A 21,774-nucleotide genomic window follows, 5' to 3' on the forward strand; every position below is an offset into this window, starting at 1 on the left:
GGCGACATCGTTGTCGCCAACACCCGCAGCCACAGAAGTACTAAGGTTGTTATATTTTGTATCGGCGCTGGTAGCTGTATTGATGATTGAAAATTGGTTATTGCCTTCTACTAGCGAATCATTAATTGCCGACAGGGTTACAGTTTGCTCATCATTCCAGTTGTTGGCGTCGAAGGTGAAAGTTGCAACATTGGTGGTGAGTTGGTTGCTGTCGCTGCTAGTGATGGTAACAGTAACAACATCTGTTGGCTGGCTGTTGAGTTTAATAGTGTAACTGTCTGTCAGACCATCTTCGCTGACGTAGGTGATGTTATCAGTTTGAGTGATAATCAGACCTACGGTATCGTTGTCGCCAACATCCGCAGCCACAGAAGTGCTGAGGTTGTTGTATTTTGTATCGGCGCTGGTAGCTGTATTTGTGACTGAAAGTTGGCTATAGCCTTCTGCTACCGAATCATGAATTGCCGACAGGGTTACAGTTTGCTCATCATTCCAGTTGTTGGCGTCGAAGGTCAACGTTGCAACATTGGTGGTGAGTTGGTTGCTGTCGCTGCTAGTGATGGTAACAGTAACAACATCTGTTGGCTGGCTGTTGAGTTTAATAGTATAACTGTCTGTCAGACCATCTTCGCTGACGTAGGTGACGTTATCAGTTTGAGTTATAACTAGACCTACGGTATCGTTGTCGCCAACACTCGCAGTCACAGAAGTGCTAAGGTTGTTATATTTTGTATCGGCGCTGGTAGCTGTATTGATGATTGAAAATTGGTTATTGCCTTCTGCTACCGAATCATGAATTGCCGACAGGGTTACAGTTTGCTCATCATTCCAGTTGTTGGCGTCGAAGGTCAAAGTTGCAACATTGGTGGTGAGTTGGTTGCTGTCGCTGCTAGTGATGGTAACAGTAACAACATCTGTTGGCTGGCTGTTGAGTTTAATAGTGTAACTGTCTGTCAGACCATCTTCGCTGACGGAGGTGACGTTATCAGTTTGAGTGATAATCAGAGTCATATTATATATTTGGCCACTTGGTGGGGATAATTGTTTACTTTGGCAAATCTGATACTAGTGCAATAGTCGAACCCGCTTGAGTCTATGCAATGGCGCCTTGCGCCCGCTCTTCGACAATCGTGTCTCTTAATGTACTAGTAGTGCTATCGTTGGTGACGGGAAGGATTGATATTTTGTGTCTTAGTGATCACATCTCTTAATGAACCAGTACCACTATTGCTAGGGTTGGTGACGGTAATGATGGAAACACAAAAACTATATACCATAAGTTCATCTATTTTGTGTATTTTTATCCAGATCAGATAAAAAAATTAGATGAGCATTGGCTGTTTTCCGAGAGGGCTATAATTGCTAGCTTAACGGCTAGATTTAAAGCTGTTGGATCCATAATGGTATATTTTGAGATGGCTAACCTGGGGTAGACAGTAGCTACTCTAGTGTAATTGGTAGTGTAAACAAAAAGTTATCCCTGGATCTAGGACAGTATTAATACTAGTCTCGCCACAGTTGCTGATGAACAGGATTTACTGTTAGTAAATCTACGGTTACTAAACTTGTGAAGGGCTTGATTTTCTGCTAGCATTGGTTTTAAGTCTGCGATGCCTTCTCTACGAGACGCTTCGCGAACGGCGATCGCAGCTATCGCACAAACCAAAATAAACCAAAAGACACAACTGACTGGCATAAATATGGCTAGACTTAAGGTGACTAACCAAGGGTGTCTGGATAAAACAAAACCTTTTTTTGCAACACAACTGTGTTAACTTATGGTTGTTCAAGATGTGAGTTAGCAAATATCAGTGTGGTAAGTAGCTACCTGTTGATAAAAATAAAATAGGATTAACCGAAAATAAAAATTTCATCAAGAAATTCATATAGACATAGCAGTGAAAATTAAATATGCGTTATCCAAAACCCTTGTAGAGACGTTCCCTGAAACATCTCTATTTTGTCGGAGATGTCTAATAGCTAGAAATTTAAAAAAGTAAATATAAAAAATATTTTTTGGACACAATAAAAATCAGTATAATCCACATTTACAACAATAAAAATAGATAAGATACTTGCATTAAAATGTAAAATCTTTCAAAAAAGAATATTCTTATCGAATTTTGTGATAAGACCTGACTGTGCTGCAACCTGTATGCAAAAGAATAGGATTCAAAACGTCTGAAAGTATTTTTCTGTAACTATTTCAATTCAAATCGACCCAGAATTTTTACAAAACAAGGCTTTTAGCGTTATTTTGCTGCAATTAGCATCAGGGTAGGGGTAGAAACTAAAAACTTTAACTTAGATTGAAATAAATTAGCTAAAGATGCCAATCTTTGATTCATCATCCAATTCTTCAATTCAAAATTCTAAGCAGAATCTATTCGCAAAAAGTTCTCGAAATGTGATGGAAGTGCTAGTGGCAGAGGAGATGGAGAAACAATTCCAATCATTGCCCACTAAAACTGTCAAATACATTAAAGCGTCTGAAGTGATTGCCTATGCTTTGAATCGTCTGCCTGCTCTGTATGCTACTAGTAAAAGAGGGTGGCAGCGCCAATGGCATCGCGGCAAAACCGAGATGTATGAGAAAATTACCACGGCTGTACGGCAGGGAATTATCGCTGTACAGCAAGATCCGCTGCGTGCTAATGATCCGCTGATCTTTGCTGAAGAAAATGCAGCGTCGGTCGCTTTACAAGGACTAAAAGTCTTGCTCCAATGTGAAGATTTATCGTGGGAAAATTTAACTGTTGTTGTTGAGCAAACATTGATAAATACTTCGACAGGCAAAATCACCTGGCGTCAGTCTGGTCGTTCACAAAAGGAAATATTTGACTGGGAGAAACATCAAATTTAACTTGTTTATTGGCGTGGCAGGCTTTTCAGCCCGCCCTAGACAGTCGCAAAAGGTTATATCTTACCTGTGAATACCCGTTCTGCTGGCCCAGTCATGTAAATGCGTTGGTCGATTTCTGACCATTCAATTTCCAATGTGCCACCAGGTAATTCTACAGTTGCAAGGCGATCGCATCTTTCCGTTAATACCCCAGCCACCAAGGCTGCACAAGCACCAGTGCCACAAGCTAAGGTGATACCTGCGCCACGTTCCCAAACTCGCATTTTCAGGTAGTCACGGCTGACTACTTGAATAAACTCAGTATTAGTTCTTTGGGGGAAAACTGGGTGATGTTCAAATTGGGGGCCGATGCTTTCTAGAGGAATGGCGGCTACATCATCCACAAAGGTAATGCAATGGGGATTACCCATGCTGACACAGGTGACATCCCAAGATTGTCCCGCTACTTCTAGAGGTTGATTAATTACTTTAGCGTCAGCGGCTGCCAGAGTTGTGGGAATTTCGCCTGGGAGTAACCGGGGTAAACCCATATCCACCTTCACTTGACCATCTTCGGTGAGTTGGGGTGTAATCACGCCAGCGAGGGTATGAATGCGATAGCGGTCTTTGTTCCGAGACATTCCTTCTAACTCTGCCAAAAACCCGGCTAAACAGCGAATGCCATTACCGCACATTTCCGGTTCTGAACCATCGGAATTAAAAATCCGCATGGTGTAGTCCGTGTCTTTTTCCCCAGGTAAGGCAAAAATCACACCATTTGCACCAATGCCAAAATGGCGATCGCACAATTGGATAGCTTGCTCTGGCGTTAGTCGTGGTGTAGATGAGGCGCGATTATCAATCAGAATGAAATCATTGCCTAGACCGTGATACTTAGTAAATTCGATTGCCATTTTCCCGCAGATGAATTATTAATGATTAAGAATTGGGTAATTGGTAATTGGTAATTGGTAATTGGTGAGCCAGTGCGGTCTTGGGGGTTTCCCCCATGAGCAACTGGCGAACCCGAAGGGTAATGGGTAATTGGTAATTGGTAATTGGTAATCGCTTTTTCCCCAGTCCCCAGTCCCCAGTCCCCATTACCCATTACCCATTACCCATTACCCATTACCAAATTATGTGCATACAGCTTTACCAAAAATGGCAACAACTGAATTTGATACCTCACTGCCTAGTATTCGGCAAGTGCAAAACCTGATTAAGCAAACCGCAACGATTGAGTTGAAACTGTTGACTGGTGATTTGATCATAGGTAGAGTTTTATGGCAAGACTCACAATGTATGTGTATTGTGGATGAAAACAGTCAGCAACTCACTGTTTGGAAGCAGGCGATCGCTTACATCAAGCCCAAAAGTTAGACTCTACTCCCAGGGATTTTCCACAGGCAGAAACTCTTTTAGGGCTTCTGCTTCACCAGCTTTCCCTAGGGGAATCACAAGGGGCACTTTACAGCTAGCGGCAAATAACTGTTGTAGTTGATTCAGACTCGCCAGGCTACCGCATAACAACACTTGATCTCCGTCTCGTAAGTCCATACTGCCATTAGGGAAGCGGATAAACTTGCCATCTCGCCGCATTGCCTGCACCTTCACCCCATACTGCTCGCTAATGGCCAAATCCGCGAGGATTTTACCCAAAATGGGACAATCAGCCTTGACTGCAATCCACTGACAAGCGCTATTTTCTCCAGGAACAGCCACCTGTCCCTGAGCGAATTCTGCTAAAGCTGCCAGTTCCTCAGCTGCTCCCACCACCAACAAGCGATCGCCAGCTTCTAGTTTAGTTTGATTGTTGGGATAATCGATTTCCTCACCATTAGCGCGGCGAATAGCCATTAAGCTGGTTCCTGTGAGGTAGCGCATATCCGCTTCTTCTAAGCTCATGCCAATGAGAGGCGAATCAGCTGGTAGGGCATACCAACGGCGGTTTAAATCACGGGTAACTTGCTGCAAATAGCGGGACACCTCGGAAGCAGAACGTTCTGGGCGCAAATCTAAATAATGGTCATTGCGAATTTGCTGCATTTCTCGTTGCACCACTTCTGTAGATAAGCCTAAATCAGTTAATAAATAGGTTGCCATTTCTAAACTGGCTTCAAATTCTGGTTGCACTACTTCCCTAGCCCCCAGTTGGTAAAGCACCTCAATATTTTTATCTTGGGTAGCGCGAACAACCAAATTCAACTCTGGGCACAGTTCTAAAGCGCGTTTCAAGCACAGACGGATGCTCATCGGGTCGGGAAGTGCGATCGCCATTCCTTTAGCATGGTTTACCCCAGCAGTCTCCAAAACATGAAAACTGACGCCATTGCCATAAACGTAAGCTATTTCAGCCTCCCGCAACTGCTGAATTCTAGCTTCTGATTGATCGATGACCACTACAGGAATCTGATGTAGCTGCAACAACTTCACCAAATTCTTACCCACTCGCCCATAGCCGCAAACTACTACATGGTCTTTCAGTGGCACATCTTCCGAAGCATCCTGTGGCTGACCTTCTCCGTCTAAGTAGGGTTTCAGCCAAGGCATTGATTCAGCTAAGTTAAATAAAAATGGCACCAACCGCAAGACGAACGGTGTCAGCATCAGTGTGACTGCTGTGGTTCCCAAAGTCAGTAAATATATGCGGCGCGAAACTAACCCCAGGGCCTGTCCTTCACTGGCGAGAACAAAGGAAAATTCCCCAATCTGCGCCAGTCCCAAGCCAGCAATTAAGGCTGTTTTCCAGGGATAGCGGAATAGTTTCACCAAGGGGGTGATAATTAAAAATTTACCAACGAAAACTAGGGCCACTAAACCGAGAATTAATTCTAGGTTATTCCACAAAAACACTGGGTCGATTAACATCCCAATGGCGGCAAAAAATAAACTAGCAAAAATATCTCGCAGGGGTTCTACATAAGTTAGGGTTTGGTCGGCGTACTCCACCTCAGATATCATCAAGCCGGCGACAAAGGCTCCCATCTCAATCGATAGCCCCAGATGTTCTGTCAGTAGGGCAATACCCAAACACAGAGTTACCACCCCTAACAAAAATAGTTCTCGGCTTTCGGTGCGGGCTAGCATTCTCAATAAAGGGGGAATTAGCCAAATACTGGCAGCGATCGCACCAGCGGCAAATACCGCAATCCACAGCAGCGCTGTTAGCACCGCGACACCAATGACTTCTGGTGGTTCGTGGAGAGCGGGTAAGACGGCGATCATCAGTCCCAGGGCTAAATCCTGCACCACCAAAATTCCCAGCATCACTTGTCCGTGGGGCGTTTCTGTTTCGTTGCTCTCCATCAAGCACTTGAGCACAACTGCGGTGGAAGATAAGGAGAGAATTGACCCCAAGAATACACCTTTAGCGGGTAAGGTTCCCCAGGCTCCGGTGACGCCACAGACCACAACTGTAATCAAAATGGTGAGAATAATTTGCAGTCCACCGCCCCCAAGTGCGATCGCTTTTACCTTCTTCAATTCCGCAAACGAAAATTCTACCCCCAAGGCAAATAACAAAAAAGCCACCCCAAACTGAGCCAGGGTTTCTACTTGCACAACTTCTTTAATGAGTCCCAACCCAGTAGGGCCAACGATCATCCCGCCGATGAGATACCCCAATAACACAGGTTGTTTTAACAGTGACGCCAACAGTCCACCACAGGCGGCGACGGCGAGAACTGACACTAAATCAACAATTAACCTAAAATCTTCCTGCACAAGTTTTTAAAAGAACCATTAAGAGCTATTAACTTCAGGATACAAATTTTATCTGTTCAGGGGGAGTTCAGCAGAGCCGCCAGGACAAAATTTAAGGTGCTGATTGCTGGCTCTATATTCCCCGGAAATACCCTCACACAAAGGTGTCTGGCAGCAGGCGACTAAGCATCTACGCTAGACATCTCTGATCTAGTATAAGTATTTCTTATTAAATTTGTCTGACATCTTGTGTCAACCCCTATTGACAAATCGTAATAATATTGTTAAATTTATTTACATAAGTTAACAAAAAAAAGAAAAGAATTTAATTTATGTACACCACCGTTAACGAACAAGGCATCCTAAATAACTACGCTAATGAGCCAAAAGCTTACTACGCCACCTACCCCTCACCAGAACAACAAAGCCGCTATGTCTTCCAAGGCGCAGCAGCCATTTTATTCGTCGCAGCTTTAGTTCTCGTCGCCTTGGGGGTTAGCTAATACTTTTTTAACCATGATTTGCTGTATCTAAATCGTCATTCGTAATTTTTCCTTAGCCCCGGTTAGTTTCGCCGGGGTTTTTTTTGTTGTTAGGGATTTTTAAGAAATAAATTATCCATTTTGTGGGGTTTCATTAAAGTTATCCTTTCATTGGTCAGCCTTATCCAAAATCTAGTCGTTAGATGCATAGACTCGGCTCGCCGCGCAGGACAGAGGGTGTGTCACCAGTAAGTCGGCATCTTGTGCAGCCTGCATCAAATCATCATATGTTGCCCGTAAATGGGGCATTGTTAAGTAGCTGATGCCATAATCAAGCACCTGTTGAGACTCTGCCAGCAACTGGATAAACTGCCCCGCTTGTTCTATATTGATATACCCATCAGGTCTGATTGGACAAAACTCCACTCCTTCCGATTCTATAGTTTGGCGAAAAATCTCGCTGGTTGTGATTACGGCATGATGTCCCCGTGCTTTTAACTGCCGAGCGATCGCAATAAAGGGAAATACATCCCCATAAGAGCCAGTAGTAGCCAGCACAATATGTTTACTCATTATTTTACCTTTCTAAAAATTACAGATGACATCAGGGCGAACGCATCTTATTTGCTAATCATATTTGGTAATTAAATTAAACTATCTTGAGTCAAGCAAATCCTGCTACTTAGATAAGCGAGATAAATCAAAGGAAAACCACAAACATTAATATAGTTATATTAGTTCCAAAAAGCATTGTTTTTAAGTCCTGAATTTAACTCAACTTCAGTAAAACTTCCGCCAAATTCAGATTAAGTACCTAAAATTACCTAAAATTACCTGAAATTACCTGAAATTACCTGAAATTACCTGAAATTACCTGAAATTACCTGAAATTTAACTGAATTTGACTTAATCTGACTGAATTATTGATTGAAAAACTCAGGTATTTTTAAAGAATATTCCTGAATTTGCCATTGGAAAGACATCAAAGCTTCCAACATTCTCAATCAAATAGTCCAACAAATATTTTTCAACTAAGGAACAAACATGAGTATACCCACCCACTTTTTTATCAAAAGCAAGCTCAATGGTCTTGTATTAGACATTACAGCAAGCGATCCCGCACCAGGAGCACCAATCATTTTGTACGCAGCCATAGGTACACCTAATCAGCAATGGAAATTTAATGAGCAGGGGCTAATAGTTAGTAAGTTCAATGGTTCTGCGATTGAAAGTCAAGGGCTTAATAGACAAGTTGTTGCTAATCCTATAGGTACAGCTACTCAGCAATGGCTGTTTACAGACAAGGGCACGATTGTAAATAAGGAGACTGGCTTCCATTTAGAGGTTTTAAACGGCAGTAGTGACTTAGGTACTCCGGTTATTCTTGCTGTACCAAGAGCTCCAATCGAAGTTATTGGGACTGATCCTACACAGGCTTGGGAACTTGTGCTTGTAGCCCAATAGTTCTTGTCGTTAAGGGAAAAATAAACCATTCAAAATAGGGGTTGTTCTTGTCAATAAGCCCGACTTCACAGGGTTCTTAAATATTGCAAGCAAACAAACAGGCTTGGTAAGAAAAACTGAGTTTATATTTTAGTATTCTTGCCAAGTCTGTTACTACCTTAACCTGTTTTCAATCAGAGACTGCCATTCTCAAAAATCCCAAGTTTTGTCGGCAAACCCTGACTGTGCAACTGGTGGAATTGGGGACGCTATGGAGAATACGTGCTTTGAAACCCACCTGCCGCGCCCTAATTGTTCTTACTTTTTTAGTAAAGTATATTTAACGCCTTTTACGCCTTCTAGAAAAAAGGCAGTGCTTTACAGTCCCCCTTTGCGGAGACGGAGAATTGAAACAGCCAATTATCAGCCAATAGGTTGATTACCCGGATTAACCGCATGAATAAATTCGCTACCTGAATGCGGCCTTCCTCTTTTATATTTGGCTTCTTCTGGTTTACCCCAACCCAACTGCAAAATTATTTCTAAAAAGTTAGAGTTTTCATACTTCCACAAACTTGCCCACTCTGTTCTTTGAGCAATTCTCTCAACATCTATAATGCTAACTTGTTGATATAATTTGCCGTTACTAAAACTCAAATGTAAGTCCATTGCCGCAGTAACTACAAACCAAAATTCCCAAATAGAATTTTTGGACGCCTTTAATATTTCCAAGTCACTGGCTAAAGCAATTAATTCAGCATCGACTTCTGGATAATGCAAGGTTTGACCTTTAAGCGTCACATCTTTCCAGATAATGCCAGAAACTTGATTTTCTCTTTGATAGTCGTGAATAGCAGCTTTAAAATCTTGATAGGCGGAGAACTGTTGCAGCCCATCAGTTCTGATAAACTGGTCTAAGACAGGATTGCCAGAAACTGTTAACTCTAACTTTAGGCGTTCTCCCTTAAGGCATGCTTGGCGTTCGGCTGCCAAAACTTGGATTAACTGCTGGGTAGTGTAAACCTTTGTCATCAGAACCAACCTGTTAGTCATTAGTGATTAGTCACTTAGTTCTTAACTAGGGACTAATTTCTAGCTTTTTGTTAGATGCTAGCTATATGAGATGATATTTAAACATTATCTCTTGGCAGAAATAGAATTGCAGTATCAGATAAAACTAAAATTAAGGTTTTGCGTTGAATGCAATAGTCCCTAGGGGCACAGCATTGCTATGTCCCTAATGGTTCAGGAGAAAATTCAATCTAGAGACGTTGTATTTAACGTCTCTACATTTCAAGGAGAGAGGTTTTGCAAATAACAGTGAAAAGTCAGATAATTCACTTACTTAGCTCACTGCTAAACTCATTGAATGCGCGTCGCTTTAACTCTGTTGTTTCGGTGCGGGGTAATAAATCCAGCATTTCCCGAAACTTGTCGTCTATGTCTTCATAGGGCACTTGACCCTTCTGATTTAAGACTACCTGACCTGATTGGTTAATCATTACGACTTGGGGAACACCCCCAGAGTAGTAGTATCCTGGTTCTGTAGGTTCGTATGTCTGTTGGGGTGGGATGATATCGACATCTACAGGGATAATCTCTGTTGCCCGTCCATAGTATGCTTGCACCTGTGAAAGGACGATCGCATATTCCTTGCAATCGCTGCTGTCATCGACATAAAATAACAAGATTATCGGTTTATGTTCTTTTAAAGCCTGGGCTAGGGTTTCTCTGGGAGGCACTAGTGACCCATTACCAGCATAAACTACAAAAATATTGCCGTCATATCTGTCGTCTTTAATGCCTGCCAATGCTGGCTGCATACTGATTATCAACAAGCAAGCCAGCAGCACCAAGCATTTAGATACTAATCGGTGCCAGTCAGCGATTATTTTTTTTTGTAAAAAAAGCCACTTTATGCTATTCATCAAATGGAACCTTTCAAGCTACTATTTTCCCTAAGTTTGTGCTGAACTCAGCCAACTTGGCTGGAGATATAATTACGTCAATTACGTCCACGCATCATTTTTAAGATAACGCTTAGTGGGATGCTTTCTTGTCAATGGGTGGGGAAACACCTTAATTAGGAGTATTTACATTCCAAAATCTGTCTGGCTTTTTCGGCAAGGATTCGCTAGACTCACAAGATTAAATTTGCAATTAAAGGCTATTTTTAGCAACCGCTGTGGGAAACAAAATACAATTCATAGATAGACTGCGACTAGGTTTCGCGGTGTCGGTGGCAAAAAGTGTGACGTTTTTAGTGCGATCGCTACATTTGGGATCTGCTAGTGTATTACCAGGCTCAATTGCCCGTCGCATTGAACCCCGAATTTTGGAATTATTGAGTCAGCAAGTCAAAAATGGGGTGATTTTGATTGCTGGTACTAATGGCAAAACTACCACATCGCTGCTGTTATGCACCATGTTGGAACGCAAGGGATACCGCGTCGCTCATAATTCTACAGGTGCAAATCTGGAAAATGGCTTGATGACAGCGTTGATTGAAAATACTAACTTGCTGGGAACGCTGGATGTAGATTATGCCATTTTGGAAGTTGACGAGAATATTGTACCCAAGGTATTGAAACCGCTGCAACCGCGCATTATCCTTTGTTTAAACTTGTTCCGTGACCAACTCGACAGGTACGGGGAGGTAGACAGCATTAGCAAGCGTTGGACAAAGGTTATCGCTACTCTACCACCGGAAACGGTGGTTATTCCCAATGCTGATGACCCGACTTTATCACTTCTCGGTCAGCAGTTATCTCAACGGGTGTTATTTTTTGGCTTGAATGAACCAGAACACTATCTAGAAGCCATACCTCACGCTGTTGATTCTATCTACTGTCCTAAGTGTGGACATTCTCTAGATTACAAAGGTGTTTATTTATCTCATTTGGGAGATTTCACTTGTCCTAGTTGCGGCTTTACTAAGAGTAAACCGACTTTGGAAAGTAGGGAATGGTCGCAGATTCTTGTTGGTTTATACAACAAATATAATACTTTGGCGGCAGCAACAGCCGCCCAGGAGTTGGGAGTTGATCAAGGGACAATTAGAGATACAATTAACAATTTCCAAGCTGCTTTTGGTCGGGCGGAAGATTTAACAATTAATGGTAAACGGGTACGGATTCTGTTATCAAAAAATCCCGTGGGGACGAATGAGACTATTCGCGTGGTAACTCAAAGTACTGATAAAACTACTCTGCTAGTCTTAAACGATCGCACGCCTGATGGTACTGATGTATCATGGATTTGGGATGTAGACACAGAAAAACTGGTAGAACGGGGCGGGACTTTGGTAGTTAGTGGCGATCGCGTTTATGATATGGCTCTACGTCTGCGTTATAGCCAGACATCTGTTGAGAGTCCAGTTAACTTGATTGTAGAAGAAGATTTGCGTCAGGCGATCGCCACTGCCTTAGAGCATACACCAGAAGATCAAACGTTACACATTCTACCCACCTATTCAGCCATGCTAGAAGTGCGGGAAGTCTTGACTGGTCGGAAAATTTTGTAAGAGGATGTTTGGAAAGTGTAAAACGTCATGCTGTTCGCGTAGCTATGGCTGTGTGCAGCATGACTTTTTTACTTTTCACATTTATTTTAAGAATAAATCTGAATATTAGAAGTCGATATATTGTCTCAAATCAGCTAACAGTTAATGAGTAGATTTTGGATCAAAAACTGCCAATTTTGGATTACTTTAATCAAACCACAAAACTCAGTGTCATCGGCTCTGTCTCGATGCCTTTGAAGAGATACTCCTTTATCGTCAAGGTAGACTTCACCTCCTGTCAAAATTTGAATTTGGAATTGCTGACTGCAAACTCTTATTTTAGAGGTGGGGAGAGTGAAAAGCTACTGTGTGATAGTATTATTAGATTCGGTTATTAAAACAGTAAATTCCCTGAGAAACATGACTACAAAGTGAATAAAATACATTTTGATCAAGATTAGCAACTGATTGTGAGTAAATACTGAGAGATAGTCAATTATGCAAGTCTGTCTAGTTACAGGTGGTAACTCCGGTGTAGGTTTAATGACGGCTGTAGGTTTAGCCAAATTAGGTAATTATGTATTTATTGCCTGTCGTTCAGCAACTAAAGCAGCAAAGGCTATAGAATACATCCGGCAAACTACAGGGAATCAAAATGTCGCATTTTTACCACTTGACTTAGCTTCTTTAGATTCAGTTCGTAACTGTGTCACACTATTCAATAACAAAAATTTACCGTTGCATATATTGGTCAATAATGCAGGTATATTTAACCGCAGAGGTACAACAAAAGAAGGGTTTGAACTAATTTGGGGAACTAACTATTTAGGGCACTTCTTGCTCACTTATTTATTACTAGAAAAAATGCAAAAATCTGCCCCTGGTCACATTATTATGATATCGTCAGATTTAGCATTGTATCCAAGTGGCATTAACTGGGATTTATTAGTGAAAAAAACACCGTTTAATTTTATAAACCTGTATGCCATTTCTAAACTCTGCTTATTGCTATTAACTCAAGAACTTTCTCAACGATTAAATAATTTTCAAATTACTGTTAACGCAATTCATCCAGGGTTTGTGCAATCAAATATTACTATATGGCATCGCCTGAGTAAATATTTAGGTTTAGGTATTTCCCCGGAAGCTGGAGCATATAGCACGCTTGTTTGTACTACTTCCCCAGACTATCAAAATATTAGTGGAAAATTTTTAGACAGTCTTAACAAAGAAATTCCATTACCTAAAATAGCACAAAATCAAGAAATACTACAGGAACTATGGGAACGTAGTTTATTATGGACTGGTTGCAATCAACAGCAGAATTTGCAGGAAATTAATTATCATGGAACTGATGGCATTTGGGGAGCAAATTCTCTCAATTTAAACAGCAAGGAACTGGCTGATATTACCAAAAATGTTTTAACTAAAGTTTTGCCAAGATTGCCAAAAAGGATAATATTTACTCAACTATTATTAGCATTGATTAAATTTGATTTGGGGTCTTTTTACCTGATAATAATTCAATTATTTAAAAAATCTTTTTACATGGAGAGACATTTAGACTCACCCATAATTTTGCAATTATGTCACAATAAGGCTTTATTAGAAAAGCTAACTGAACATTTAGGAGAGAATTTAGTATTATGGCGGACAGAACTGTGGGTAAATTATCCGGCTCAACAATTAATTCCTTTTTGGCATCAAGACTCTTATCCTAAATTGCTTAAAGGAGATGGTAAAACTATTCATGCTTATATAGCTTTGACAGAAGTTAATGAGTATAATGGTTTTGAGTATATCCCTAATGCTTGCTTTAAGAACTGTCAGATCAAAGTAACTGATCCTTTTAGTGGTAATCACTTTTTTGAGATTCCTAATGAAGTTGCAAAAAAAGCTATTCCTGTAGTGTTACGTCCTGGGGAATTCGTGCTATTTACTGATAAGCTCGTACATCGTTCTATACGTAATCAGAGTGGTAAAATCCGACTTTCTTTAACACTGAGGTTAACTCAGCCTGGGGTAGAAATCTTACCTGGTTATACATCTAATTATCACAAACCTATGATTTTACAATCCGAAAAAAAGTAAGACTAACTTAATCGTACCCTTACCTCAATAGCTTCGCCCGTTTACGAGGCTTCAACGGCTGTAGAAACATTGTGAATAGCACTAAGCCAGCTATTAACTTGAATAGCTCATCAATCATCTCATGGCTAACATGGTGATGATGTGATAATTGGGAAAAACCCCTAATAAACAGGACTTACGTAACTGGCATGGCTTTGTAGGGTACCTCAGGCTTGATAATTCGGTAATAATCAACAGATTTTCGCTATCTGACGCACCCGACAATCTTACATTGAGTAAGCTGTTGGGCTTTTAATTTGAACATCAAGGGCGGGCTTTCCTGCCCACCCCACAAGAGTTAGATTGAATGATGGTATGCACATTATAGGATTGTCAGCTTATGACACGCAGCTTTAGTCCTAATTAAGTAGAGTTGCTACACTCCTATGGAATATCAGGGGTTATTTGTTCTGTATTTAGTTAGTTAGGATGATCTTAAATTCACACTAAATAACTAGTGTTAGGCACAATGGGAAAGAAAGCATACTCATACCAAGCAGTCCAGATAAAACTTCTAATCCAGCGTTGACGCTTTTCTGCACTGAATTCATACTCAAATACTCCTTCAGATGCATCAATAGAAGATAGGTGAGAATTGCAACCGCAGCCGTGTTGATAAGTAAAACCGTACTTGGAAGCGATGCTTTGTACCTTCATTTGGATAGCGAAGACTTTTCCCGCATGTAGCACAGCATCCCAGGAACGCTTATGTGCTATGTCACGCTTGTCAAATCGTAAAGCGCGTTCTTCAAACACATGATCCCGGTAAATTGGAGCTAGATGGACGTGATAGAAGCTAGCAGGCATTTCGTATCCGAACTCATCGAAAAGTTCTATGCCAATGCGAGCAACTTTTGCCTCATTAGCATATTCTGCACCTTTTGACTCAATATCTTGAAGAATTTTTTCAAAATTGGGATAGCTATCAATTATCAGGTCATTTCCGTAAAAGTCCAAAGCTTCATAAGCTAGTTGTCCGAATAGCTGGGAGAATGCCGGTTTGAGGTAAGCTAGCTCTGGGCGATCGCTAAATAAGTCAACGTCACCCTGTTCTAATTTGTATTGGAACAACTGGGCCATCTCAATATAACTCTGTGGGTTATCGAGTCCTACACTGGCTGCACCTGTGGCAATATTTTGCCACACCAGAGGTAGTTGAGAAAGAGGAACCGCATTTTCAGAAGCAATTATTGCCAAATTGGGAGCTTCAATCAGCTGCATATACAATCTCCATTAAGACTTTAAATTAACAATTTACCAACAGCACAACAGAATTTAAATAAATATTGCTATTTAAAAAACTCCTAAGTTTCTAGAAAAATATTGTGATTTTTTTCCAGATGATTCTCTGTTTGGTAAGCCAAAGTGGCGGTTTTGCAATCCATAAAAATATTTATCTGGTTATGAAGGGAAATTGAAGCCCTCTGTGCCCTAAACAGAAAGAATTTAACTAATACCCAGATTTTCGGCTAAATTTTTTGTTAGTTATTTTGTGATTATCGTGACAATGATACCAAAAAACTGTTACATAAAATACGAAATCATCAAATTAGCTATATGCCCATTCTACATTTTCAGATGCTCGCACGTTACAATTCTCTAGCAAATCGGCGGTTATATGAAGTTTGTGCGCTGCTAACCGATGCAGAACGGAAGCAGATTCGACCAGCATTTTTTAAAAGTATTCATGGAACGCTGAATCATTTAATCATAGTTGACCGCATTTGGATGGGACGCTTTGCCGGTCAAGAGATGCCATGGGCAGGAGTTGATGCTATTCTCTATGATGATTACGATGAGCTACGTAGAGCGCGGGTATTAGAAGATGAGTTCATCGAAGCGTTTATTGCTGGTTTAGATCGTGACTTCTTGGTGGGAACAATTACTTACGAAAATGTTAAGGGTACGATTTATACCGACCCGGTTAACTTGTTGGTGGCTCACTTTTTTAATCACCAAACCCACCATCGAGGACAAATTCACGATATGCTGTGCCAAACGGAAATTGACCCCCCAGTGTTGGATCTGCACCGGATTCTCCGAGCATAGGGAGAAAAATTATGAATTATGCTGTTATGGGTAAAAAGTTATGAGTTCTCGAAAGTTAGAAATTACAATTGGTTGGCTATATCCGACGCTGATGAGTACCTATGGCGATCGCGGAAATGTGATTACTATAGAACGTCGCGCTCAGTGGCGGGGGTATGATGTAAAGGTGTTACCTCTCGATCAAAACTCTACAGCAGCAGATATTAAGTCTGTAGATGTGATCGTCGGTGGTGGTGCACAAGATCGCCAGCAAGAGATAGTCATGCGGGATTTGCAGGGTGCAAAGGCCGAGGCTATGCGGGAGAAGATAGAAAATGGCACACCGGGAGTTTTTACCTGTGGTTCTCCCCAATTGCTGGGACATTATTATGAACCGGCATTAGGACAGCGAATTGAAGGTTTAGGCATTCTGGATTTAGTTTCTATCCATCCTGGTGAAAATACTAAGCGCTGTATTGGTAATTTGGTGATTGAAGTTACCGCTTCTCGGTTGGCGCAGGACTTAAAAGAGATGACGGGAACTACACCCTATTTGGTGGGGTTTGAAAATCACGGTGGACGTACAAAGCTAGGGAAGGTGGAAGCTTTGGGGCGTGTGGTGTATGGTTTGGGGAATAATGGTGAGGATGGGACAGAGGGTGCTTTTTATCAAAATGCGATCGCCACTTATTCCCACGGGCCATTGTTACCAAAAAATCCTTTTGTCGCTGACTGGTTAATTCAAACTGGTTTGCGCCTAAAGTATCAGCAGGCTATTACTTTGTCACAGTTAGATGACACTTTGGCAATGCAAGCGCGGGAATCGATGTTGAAGCGGTTGAAGGTGAGTTTGCCTGTTGCGCCGGCTAAGGTTTAAAATTAACCTTTTTCACCAATCGCCGTAATTCTTCACCCTGTAGACAGATGGGGAACTACGGCGGCAGATTTTGTTTCAATCCCTAATAACGTAAGTTGCTAGTTAGGAAAACTGTCAGCATCAGGATGTCCAGGATTAAAGGATGAACAGGATGAAAGCTGGGATTTAATCACCAATTACCTATTGCCCATTACCTATTATCCGCAACTTGGGTTAATAGGGATTTTGATGAATTGCAACTTCGAGGTGTAAAGAAAATTTCTTGATTTGATGGTTTCAATCCCTAATAGGGATTTTGATGAATTGCAACAATGATTATTGATGGAATACCATGTAGCCCGAAGTTTCAATCCCTAATAGGGATTTTGATGAATTGCAACCCTTTGATGAGTGCCGAACTGTGTCAAACGCAAGTAAGTTTCAATCCCTAATAGGGATTTTGATGAATTGCAACCAAGCCAGGATTGCAAATAAGGAATTAGTGCAAGCTAGTTTCAATCCCTAATAGGGATTTTGATGAATTGCAACGTGTGAAAAATGCAATCAGTCCCCAATAAATTAGTTTCAATCCCTAATAGGGATTTTGATGAATTGCAACGATGCACAAGTTCAGCAAATTTTAAAGGGTGAAGAGGAAGAAGTTTCAATCCCTAATAGGGATTTTGATGAATTGCAACATTACCATAGGTTTGTGCAAGTTTACTTATCAATCGTTTCAATCCCTAATAGGGATTTTGATGAATTGCAACGAGAGGCAGTCACAGGATCTTTATGTAGCAGACATTCGTTTCAATCCCTAATAGGGATTTTGATGAATTGCAACAAAGTTTTGAACGGTCAGGAGATTAAAGTAAATATCTACGTTTCAATCCCTAATAGGGATTTTGATGAATTGCAACTACGCCAACCAATATATTGTCGAAGGTATTCCTTTGTTTCAATCCCTAATAGGGATTTTGATGAATTGCAACATTTTCGCCTTGGTGCAAAGAAGATGGATCGCCGTCAAAGTTTCAATCCCTAATAGGGATTTTGATGAATTGCAACTATTGATCAAATTGATCAATTATTTCCTTGCACCCTGTTTCAATCCCTAATAGGGATTTTGATGAATTGCAACTTGATTCCACTTTCTCGGATACTACCGCTATCACGTGTTTCAATCCCTAATAGGGATTTTGATGAATTGCAACCCCATTTTTTCGATGGCGTAGGGGGGTTAACATAGTTTCAATCCCTAATAGGGATTTTGATGAATTGCAACCGCGGGGGTCTGGAACCCATACTATATTTAGTTTTCAAGGTGCAGTTGCGCGAATCGATCATTAATATACCATTCCAGCCGTTGGTTGAAAAGAGGGACAAAGAAAAAAAAGGCGGAAACCCTTTTATTGTAAGCCTTTCAGAGTTTGCGCGGATCGAAATTGGGTGATAAGAGGCTGAAATGCTTACAGTCATTGAGATACAGGCGTTTTTTTCAGTGATCAAATTTGTACACCTACCCATCCGCGCAACTAGCATCCAGAAATCTAGCTAAAAAGGGGGTGGGGAGAAGTTCACCAGTAGGTTTTCTAGATTCTGGTAAAACAAAAATCTTCTAGCCCCCAAGTCAAATCCAAATATCAGAGGTGCAATCACCGCCAGGATAGCGCATTTCATGAGCGCGAGATGGGCCTGCTGGTTCTTTACCAAAGTCAACATAGAAATTTTCGTTGATTTTCAGACCGCCATTTTCAGTATCGCAGTCAACCTGCAATAAATATGAGCCAGTTTTAGATAATTCAGGATAAAACTGATTATCCCAAGTGCTAAACAGAGAATTTGTCACATATAGCCGCTTACCATCTAGACTTAGTTGTAACATCTGCGGCCCACCTGCCAATTGATGACCTTGAACTTCACCACCTTTACCCAGCAAACCACCGCACCAAACTTGACCGGTGAGTTGGGGATGAGCAGGATCGCTGATATCATATTGACGAATGTCTCCATGTAGCCAGTTGGAGAAATAAATATAGCGATCGCACATCGAAATTAAGATATCTGTAATCAACGATGGTACAGGTATGGGCCAGCCTGCAACCTCCACCGATGGGATGTCAATTACTTTCTCTATTTGCCATTGTTCGTTAGACTTTTGCCAATGCCAAACATTACTACTAAGTGCAGCAGCGACAAATCCATGGGTGCTGTCGGGGTTGTGGTGAAAGCGCAGTTCTAAAGGAATTAACCCTTCTTCCCCCAAGTCAACAGATTGGGTAATCTCCCTTGTTGACCAATCCCAGAAATGGATATGATGACCATAGTTACCAGCGGCTACATCCTTGAGGTCAAAGCCTGGGTAATAGGTTTTAGGTGCGCCCCATTCACTGCTGACCATTACATTATGGCGCGGCTGATACCAAAAGTCATAGTTAAACCGCATCCCATCAGCTTTGTTTTCCCACCGTCCAGCTATCTCAAAATTCTCATCTAATAGCAAAAAGCCACCGGGGCCATTTCCCTCCCCTTCTCCTAGCATGGAAATCATTACATGACCATCTGCTAAACAATGTACTGTGTGGGGTGCAGTTAAATTGGTTTTGGCTAAAATTTCTTCTGGTTCAATAACTTTGTGCAGTTTTGGCGCTTTCGTCTCTGCTGTATCAACTATATAAATGCGACTAGACCTTTGTCCGGGAATTACGCAGAACCGCCGAGATTTATTAGCGTCGCCGTGGCATGAACTGCAAGCATTCCACCCAAAATGGTGCAATTCATCGCCAATGTAAGGCATTGATAGGCGATGTATGATTTTAGAGTAAGTAGGGGAATTGGGATCAACGTCTACAGTGGCGAGATAATCTGGTTCTTCGATACCTGTTCCTGTATAAAGTGCGATCGCATAAAGCACCTTTTCCCGTTCTCCCTCCATCGCTGCTGCTGGGGAAGCATAACCAGGGCCACAACAAGCATGATTCATAGTTTTACACCTTAACAAGGTACAATAAATGGTTATTAATATGAATGTTTGCACATTCTGTCTGTCATTGCTTGGGTTGTGATGGGAGATAATTAAGGCGATCGCCTAATTTGCCCTTCTTGATGGCGCTGTTGTAGTTGGTGCATATGATTAAACAAATGCCAACAATATTCTTCTGGTAACCCGCAGGTAATAGCACCCCGCATCACAACGTTAAAGTACCAATCATTTGGCGGCATTTCTTCTGGCAACTTATTAACTACTGTATATGTGCGAACATTTTTATATATCTGATTGTGGCAGTGAATATCTACTAACTCATGGCGATAGACGCCTTGGAGGACACCTTCTCGTTTATCTAAGTGTTCACTCAGTCGCCAAGGTAGCCGATAAAGCACCCCTTTAACGCTAGCTTGGGGATCTTTGACTACATCCAAAACCCCACAATTGCGTTTAGGAGAATAGAGATAAAATCCTAGTCGATAACTTTTTAAGATTCCTGGGCTGATGACGTAAGGGTGAGTGTTTTCACCAAGCGATCGCTTTAAATCCACAGGACACATACAAGATCCATAAGCAAAATAGTAAAACATTTGCTCTCGGTGTGGCTGTTGTTGCAATTTCAACTTTAGCTGTGCAGGATTATGAGATTGTACCCAACTGTGGTGCGAGTGTCCACTTTGATTACCCATCGATCCAGGGAGAACCGCTATAAAAGCCTTGATTAAAGAGGAAAAGGTAAATCGGCGTTGCTGATTAAAAATATGAATATGTGTCACGCAAAGGCGCTTTCGTCGCAAAGAATCAAGCTTAAAAAGGTTGAATTTCCCAAGTTCATATTCTAATTCAGCAACGCCGGTAAATCTTCTCCCCTTCCTCCAATTTCAGCAATAACCACCAGAAACAAATTTCAAAACATTATTGGGCATTAGTTCTGAGTTGATTCCAGGCTTCGACAACAGACTGTAATGTCTTTGGTAGGCTATCTTGAGAAATATCATTATACTGAAAAGTACCTACTTGGCTCGTGAGGGTGTAGCTAATGAAATCCGCAGAACCGTTGGGTGCTGGATAACTCAGATTTTGATATTTACTAAATCTCTTTTTATCTAGTAATTGTTCAAACTTTTGCACCTGTTGCAAAGAAACGCGGCGTACGCTACGTTCAGAATCATTAGCATCACCTATCCGCACACGGATCAATATGCCATCTTTGCGTAAAACAGTTTCGTAGGTTCTGCCAGTAATGCCACCACTAGCGATTTCTCGAAGTACCACACCTTCATCTAAAGGTGGTGGTAACTCATTGGCGGGAATTGGTACAGGTTTAATACTGTCTGGTTTAGCGTTCTCTTTTAAAACTTGATTTGTAGTTTCTAGCGACAGATTTGTAGAAGCGGCAGAGGCATCTTTTATTGGTGTTAATCCGCTACTAACAGACAAAATTCCAGTTAAAATCAAAGCAGTTAAAAATTGCTCTTGATTGTTGGTTAAGTTTCCTTTCATGAGGTTTTTCCTAGTGATTTTAGCAAGATAGCTTATTAGTAGTCAGTACCCAGTAGTGATTATTTAGTAATTAAATTACTAATAACTAATCACAAAAGCAGGTGTAGAGAAATGTAAAAATCTGCTCTCTTCAATGCAAATACCTACTAACTTATCAGAAAGGGCTGATAAATTTATGCAACTACACAATAAATTTGTTGGAATTCTTCCTATCATTAGCCTGATTTAGGAATATCCAAAATTGCATATTTTCCCAAAACTGAAATAGTTGAGGATGTTTTGATATTAGTTTTTAAGAGG

20 protein-coding genes, 1 pseudogene and 1 CRISPR repeat array are annotated in these 21,774 nt (G+C 41.2%); of the genes and pseudogenes, 8 read left to right on the top strand and 13 right to left on the bottom strand.

What is annotated here, in order from left to right:
- The 3 genes and pseudogenes from H6G32_RS19735 to H6G32_RS19740 form a co-directional block, all read right to left on the bottom strand.
- Positions 1-1,011, bottom strand: a pseudogene (locus tag H6G32_RS19735) (hypothetical protein); the annotation flags it as partial.
- Between the two features lie 143 nt (positions 1,012-1,154).
- Positions 1,155-1,277: a hypothetical protein gene (locus H6G32_RS27150; RefSeq protein ID WP_255502573.1), complete on the bottom strand. Its 123-nt coding sequence runs from the start codon at positions 1,275-1,277 to the stop codon at positions 1,155-1,157.
- A 209-nt stretch (positions 1,278-1,486) separates the two neighbouring features.
- A complete protein-coding gene (locus H6G32_RS19740) occupies positions 1,487-1,696 on the bottom strand; it encodes a hypothetical protein (protein ID WP_190461293.1) in 210 nt (69 codons plus the stop codon).
- 714 nt (positions 1,697-2,410) lie between these two features.
- On the opposite strand from H6G32_RS19740, the gene H6G32_RS19745 reads away from it, so the two are divergent.
- Positions 2,411-2,863 carry a late competence development ComFB family protein gene (locus H6G32_RS19745; protein ID WP_242046664.1) on the top strand — a complete coding sequence of 151 codons (453 nt, stop codon included), beginning with the start codon at positions 2,411-2,413 and terminating at the stop codon, positions 2,861-2,863.
- A gap of 53 nt (positions 2,864-2,916) precedes the next feature.
- On the opposite strand, the gene dapF is transcribed toward H6G32_RS19745, so the two are convergent.
- Both dapF and H6G32_RS19755 read right to left on the bottom strand, forming a co-directional pair.
- Positions 2,917-3,756 (bottom strand): diaminopimelate epimerase, encoded by an 840-nt coding sequence (dapF, locus tag H6G32_RS19750; protein ID WP_190461297.1) that lies wholly within the window; start codon positions 3,754-3,756, stop codon positions 2,917-2,919.
- Complete coding sequence (locus H6G32_RS19755) at positions 3,723-3,950, bottom strand: hypothetical protein (RefSeq protein WP_190461299.1); 228 nt, start codon at positions 3,948-3,950, stop codon at positions 3,723-3,725. The genes dapF and H6G32_RS19755 overlap by 34 nt, the downstream gene beginning before the upstream one ends.
- Before the next feature lie 53 nt (positions 3,951-4,003).
- Here H6G32_RS19755 and H6G32_RS19760 point away from each other — a divergent pair, with 53 nt between their 5' ends.
- A complete protein-coding gene (locus H6G32_RS19760; protein WP_190461300.1) occupies positions 4,004-4,222 on the top strand; it encodes an Hfq-related RNA-binding protein in 219 nt (72 codons plus the stop codon).
- Between the two features lie 3 nt (positions 4,223-4,225).
- On the opposite strand, the gene H6G32_RS19765 is transcribed toward H6G32_RS19760, so the two are convergent.
- Positions 4,226-6,565, bottom strand: coding sequence for a cation:proton antiporter domain-containing protein (locus H6G32_RS19765; RefSeq protein ID WP_190461302.1), 2,340 nt, complete (start codon positions 6,563-6,565; stop codon positions 4,226-4,228).
- Between the two features lie 311 nt (positions 6,566-6,876).
- Between H6G32_RS19765 and psb34 the strand changes: the two genes are divergently transcribed.
- Entirely contained in the window at positions 6,877-7,047 is a 171-nt protein-coding gene (psb34, locus tag H6G32_RS19770) for a photosystem II assembly protein Psb34 (RefSeq protein WP_190461304.1), read from the top strand.
- 171 nt (positions 7,048-7,218) lie between these two features.
- Here psb34 and H6G32_RS19775 read toward each other — a convergent pair whose 3' ends face one another.
- Entirely contained in the window at positions 7,219-7,599 is a 381-nt protein-coding gene (locus H6G32_RS19775; RefSeq protein WP_190461306.1) for a glycosyltransferase, read from the bottom strand.
- A gap of 471 nt (positions 7,600-8,070) precedes the next feature.
- Between H6G32_RS19775 and H6G32_RS19780 the strand changes: the two genes are divergently transcribed.
- Positions 8,071-8,490, top strand: a complete 420-nt coding sequence (locus tag H6G32_RS19780) for an RICIN domain-containing protein (RefSeq protein WP_190461308.1) — start codon at positions 8,071-8,073, stop codon at positions 8,488-8,490.
- A gap of 402 nt (positions 8,491-8,892) precedes the next feature.
- Here the strand turns inward: H6G32_RS19780 and H6G32_RS19785 are convergent, their stop codons facing one another.
- Both H6G32_RS19785 and H6G32_RS19790 read right to left on the bottom strand, forming a co-directional pair.
- Positions 8,893-9,501, bottom strand: coding sequence for a hypothetical protein (locus H6G32_RS19785; protein ID WP_190461310.1), 609 nt, complete (start codon positions 9,499-9,501; stop codon positions 8,893-8,895).
- Positions 9,502-9,806: 305 nt separating this feature from the next.
- The gene (locus H6G32_RS19790) at positions 9,807-10,397 is read right to left on the bottom strand and encodes a thylakoid membrane photosystem I accumulation factor (RefSeq protein ID WP_190461312.1); all 591 of its coding nucleotides are present in this window, start codon (positions 10,395-10,397) and stop codon (positions 9,807-9,809) included.
- Between the two features lie 257 nt (positions 10,398-10,654).
- Between H6G32_RS19790 and H6G32_RS19795 the strand changes: the two genes are divergently transcribed.
- Positions 10,655-11,992, top strand: a complete 1,338-nt coding sequence (locus tag H6G32_RS19795; RefSeq protein ID WP_190461314.1) for a MurT ligase domain-containing protein — start codon at positions 10,655-10,657, stop codon at positions 11,990-11,992.
- A 477-nt stretch (positions 11,993-12,469) separates the two neighbouring features.
- Positions 12,470-14,062: an SDR family NAD(P)-dependent oxidoreductase gene (locus tag H6G32_RS19800; protein WP_190461316.1), complete on the top strand. Its 1,593-nt coding sequence runs from the start codon at positions 12,470-12,472 to the stop codon at positions 14,060-14,062.
- A 480-nt stretch (positions 14,063-14,542) separates the two neighbouring features.
- On the opposite strand, the gene H6G32_RS19805 is transcribed toward H6G32_RS19800, so the two are convergent.
- Positions 14,543-15,322, bottom strand: coding sequence for a hypothetical protein (locus H6G32_RS19805; protein ID WP_190461318.1), 780 nt, complete (start codon positions 15,320-15,322; stop codon positions 14,543-14,545).
- A 336-nt stretch (positions 15,323-15,658) separates the two neighbouring features.
- On the opposite strand from H6G32_RS19805, the gene H6G32_RS19810 reads away from it, so the two are divergent.
- Together H6G32_RS19810 and H6G32_RS19815 are read left to right on the top strand one after the other, a co-directional pair.
- Positions 15,659-16,150: a DinB family protein gene (locus tag H6G32_RS19810; RefSeq protein WP_190461320.1), complete on the top strand. Its 492-nt coding sequence runs from the start codon at positions 15,659-15,661 to the stop codon at positions 16,148-16,150.
- Positions 16,151-16,190: 40 nt separating this feature from the next.
- Entirely contained in the window at positions 16,191-17,006 is an 816-nt protein-coding gene (locus H6G32_RS19815; protein ID WP_190461322.1) for a type 1 glutamine amidotransferase, read from the top strand.
- A gap of 273 nt (positions 17,007-17,279) precedes the next feature.
- A CRISPR array of direct repeats spans positions 17,280-18,270; the repeat unit is 37 nt; unit sequence GTTTCAATCCCTAATAGGGATTTTGATGAATTGCAAC.
- A 345-nt stretch (positions 18,271-18,615) separates the two neighbouring features.
- On the opposite strand, the gene H6G32_RS19820 is transcribed toward H6G32_RS19815, so the two are convergent.
- The 3 genes from H6G32_RS19820 to H6G32_RS19830 form a co-directional block, all read right to left on the bottom strand.
- Positions 18,616-19,968: a selenium-binding family protein gene (locus tag H6G32_RS19820; RefSeq protein WP_190461324.1), complete on the bottom strand. Its 1,353-nt coding sequence runs from the start codon at positions 19,966-19,968 to the stop codon at positions 18,616-18,618.
- A gap of 92 nt (positions 19,969-20,060) precedes the next feature.
- Positions 20,061-20,660 carry a gamma-glutamylcyclotransferase gene (locus tag H6G32_RS19825; RefSeq protein WP_190461326.1) on the bottom strand — a complete coding sequence of 200 codons (600 nt, stop codon included), beginning with the start codon at positions 20,658-20,660 and terminating at the stop codon, positions 20,061-20,063.
- A gap of 226 nt (positions 20,661-20,886) precedes the next feature.
- Positions 20,887-21,474 (bottom strand): hypothetical protein, encoded by a 588-nt coding sequence (locus tag H6G32_RS19830; protein ID WP_190461328.1) that lies wholly within the window; start codon positions 21,472-21,474, stop codon positions 20,887-20,889.
- Positions 21,475-21,774 lie beyond the last annotated feature (300 nt).

Origin of the sequence: Cylindrospermum sp. FACHB-282 (assembly GCF_014697195.1) — a bacterium.
In the GTDB taxonomy this organism is placed as follows: Bacteria; Cyanobacteriota; Cyanobacteriia; order Cyanobacteriales; family Nostocaceae; genus Cylindrospermum.

What these genes read in the sequence shown, in the direction of transcription:
- H6G32_RS27150 (WP_255502573.1), bottom strand. Translation starts at nt 1,277, where the DNA reads ATGGTATATAGTTTTTGTGTTTCCATCATTACCGTCACCAACCCTAGC.
- H6G32_RS19740 (WP_190461293.1), bottom strand. Translation starts at nt 1,696, where the DNA reads ATGCCAGTCAGTTGTGTCTTTTGGTTTATTTTGGTTTGTGCGATAGCT.
- H6G32_RS19745 (WP_242046664.1), top strand. Translation starts at nt 2,411, where the DNA reads ATGGAAGTGCTAGTGGCAGAGGAGATGGAGAAACAATTCCAATCATTG.
- dapF (WP_190461297.1), bottom strand. Translation starts at nt 3,756, where the DNA reads ATGGCAATCGAATTTACTAAGTATCACGGTCTAGGCAATGATTTCATT.
- H6G32_RS19755 (WP_190461299.1), bottom strand. Translation starts at nt 3,950, where the DNA reads ATGGGTAATGGGGACTGGGGACTGGGGACTGGGGAAAAAGCGATTACC.
- H6G32_RS19760 (WP_190461300.1), top strand. Translation starts at nt 4,004, where the DNA reads ATGGCAACAACTGAATTTGATACCTCACTGCCTAGTATTCGGCAAGTG.
- psb34 (WP_190461304.1), top strand. Translation starts at nt 6,877, where the DNA reads ATGTACACCACCGTTAACGAACAAGGCATCCTAAATAACTACGCTAAT.
- H6G32_RS19775 (WP_190461306.1), bottom strand. Translation starts at nt 7,599, where the DNA reads ATGAGTAAACATATTGTGCTGGCTACTACTGGCTCTTATGGGGATGTA.
- H6G32_RS19780 (WP_190461308.1), top strand. Translation starts at nt 8,071, where the DNA reads ATGAGTATACCCACCCACTTTTTTATCAAAAGCAAGCTCAATGGTCTT.
- H6G32_RS19785 (WP_190461310.1), bottom strand. Translation starts at nt 9,501, where the DNA reads ATGACAAAGGTTTACACTACCCAGCAGTTAATCCAAGTTTTGGCAGCC.
- H6G32_RS19790 (WP_190461312.1), bottom strand. Translation starts at nt 10,397, where the DNA reads ATGAATAGCATAAAGTGGCTTTTTTTACAAAAAAAAATAATCGCTGAC.
- H6G32_RS19800 (WP_190461316.1), top strand. Translation starts at nt 12,470, where the DNA reads ATGCAAGTCTGTCTAGTTACAGGTGGTAACTCCGGTGTAGGTTTAATG.
- H6G32_RS19805 (WP_190461318.1), bottom strand. Translation starts at nt 15,322, where the DNA reads ATGCAGCTGATTGAAGCTCCCAATTTGGCAATAATTGCTTCTGAAAAT.
- H6G32_RS19810 (WP_190461320.1), top strand. Translation starts at nt 15,659, where the DNA reads ATGCCCATTCTACATTTTCAGATGCTCGCACGTTACAATTCTCTAGCA.
- H6G32_RS19815 (WP_190461322.1), top strand. Translation starts at nt 16,191, where the DNA reads ATGAGTTCTCGAAAGTTAGAAATTACAATTGGTTGGCTATATCCGACG.
- H6G32_RS19820 (WP_190461324.1), bottom strand. Translation starts at nt 19,968, where the DNA reads ATGAATCATGCTTGTTGTGGCCCTGGTTATGCTTCCCCAGCAGCAGCG.
- H6G32_RS19825 (WP_190461326.1), bottom strand. Translation starts at nt 20,660, where the DNA reads ATGGGTAATCAAAGTGGACACTCGCACCACAGTTGGGTACAATCTCAT.
- H6G32_RS19830 (WP_190461328.1), bottom strand. Translation starts at nt 21,474, where the DNA reads ATGAAAGGAAACTTAACCAACAATCAAGAGCAATTTTTAACTGCTTTG.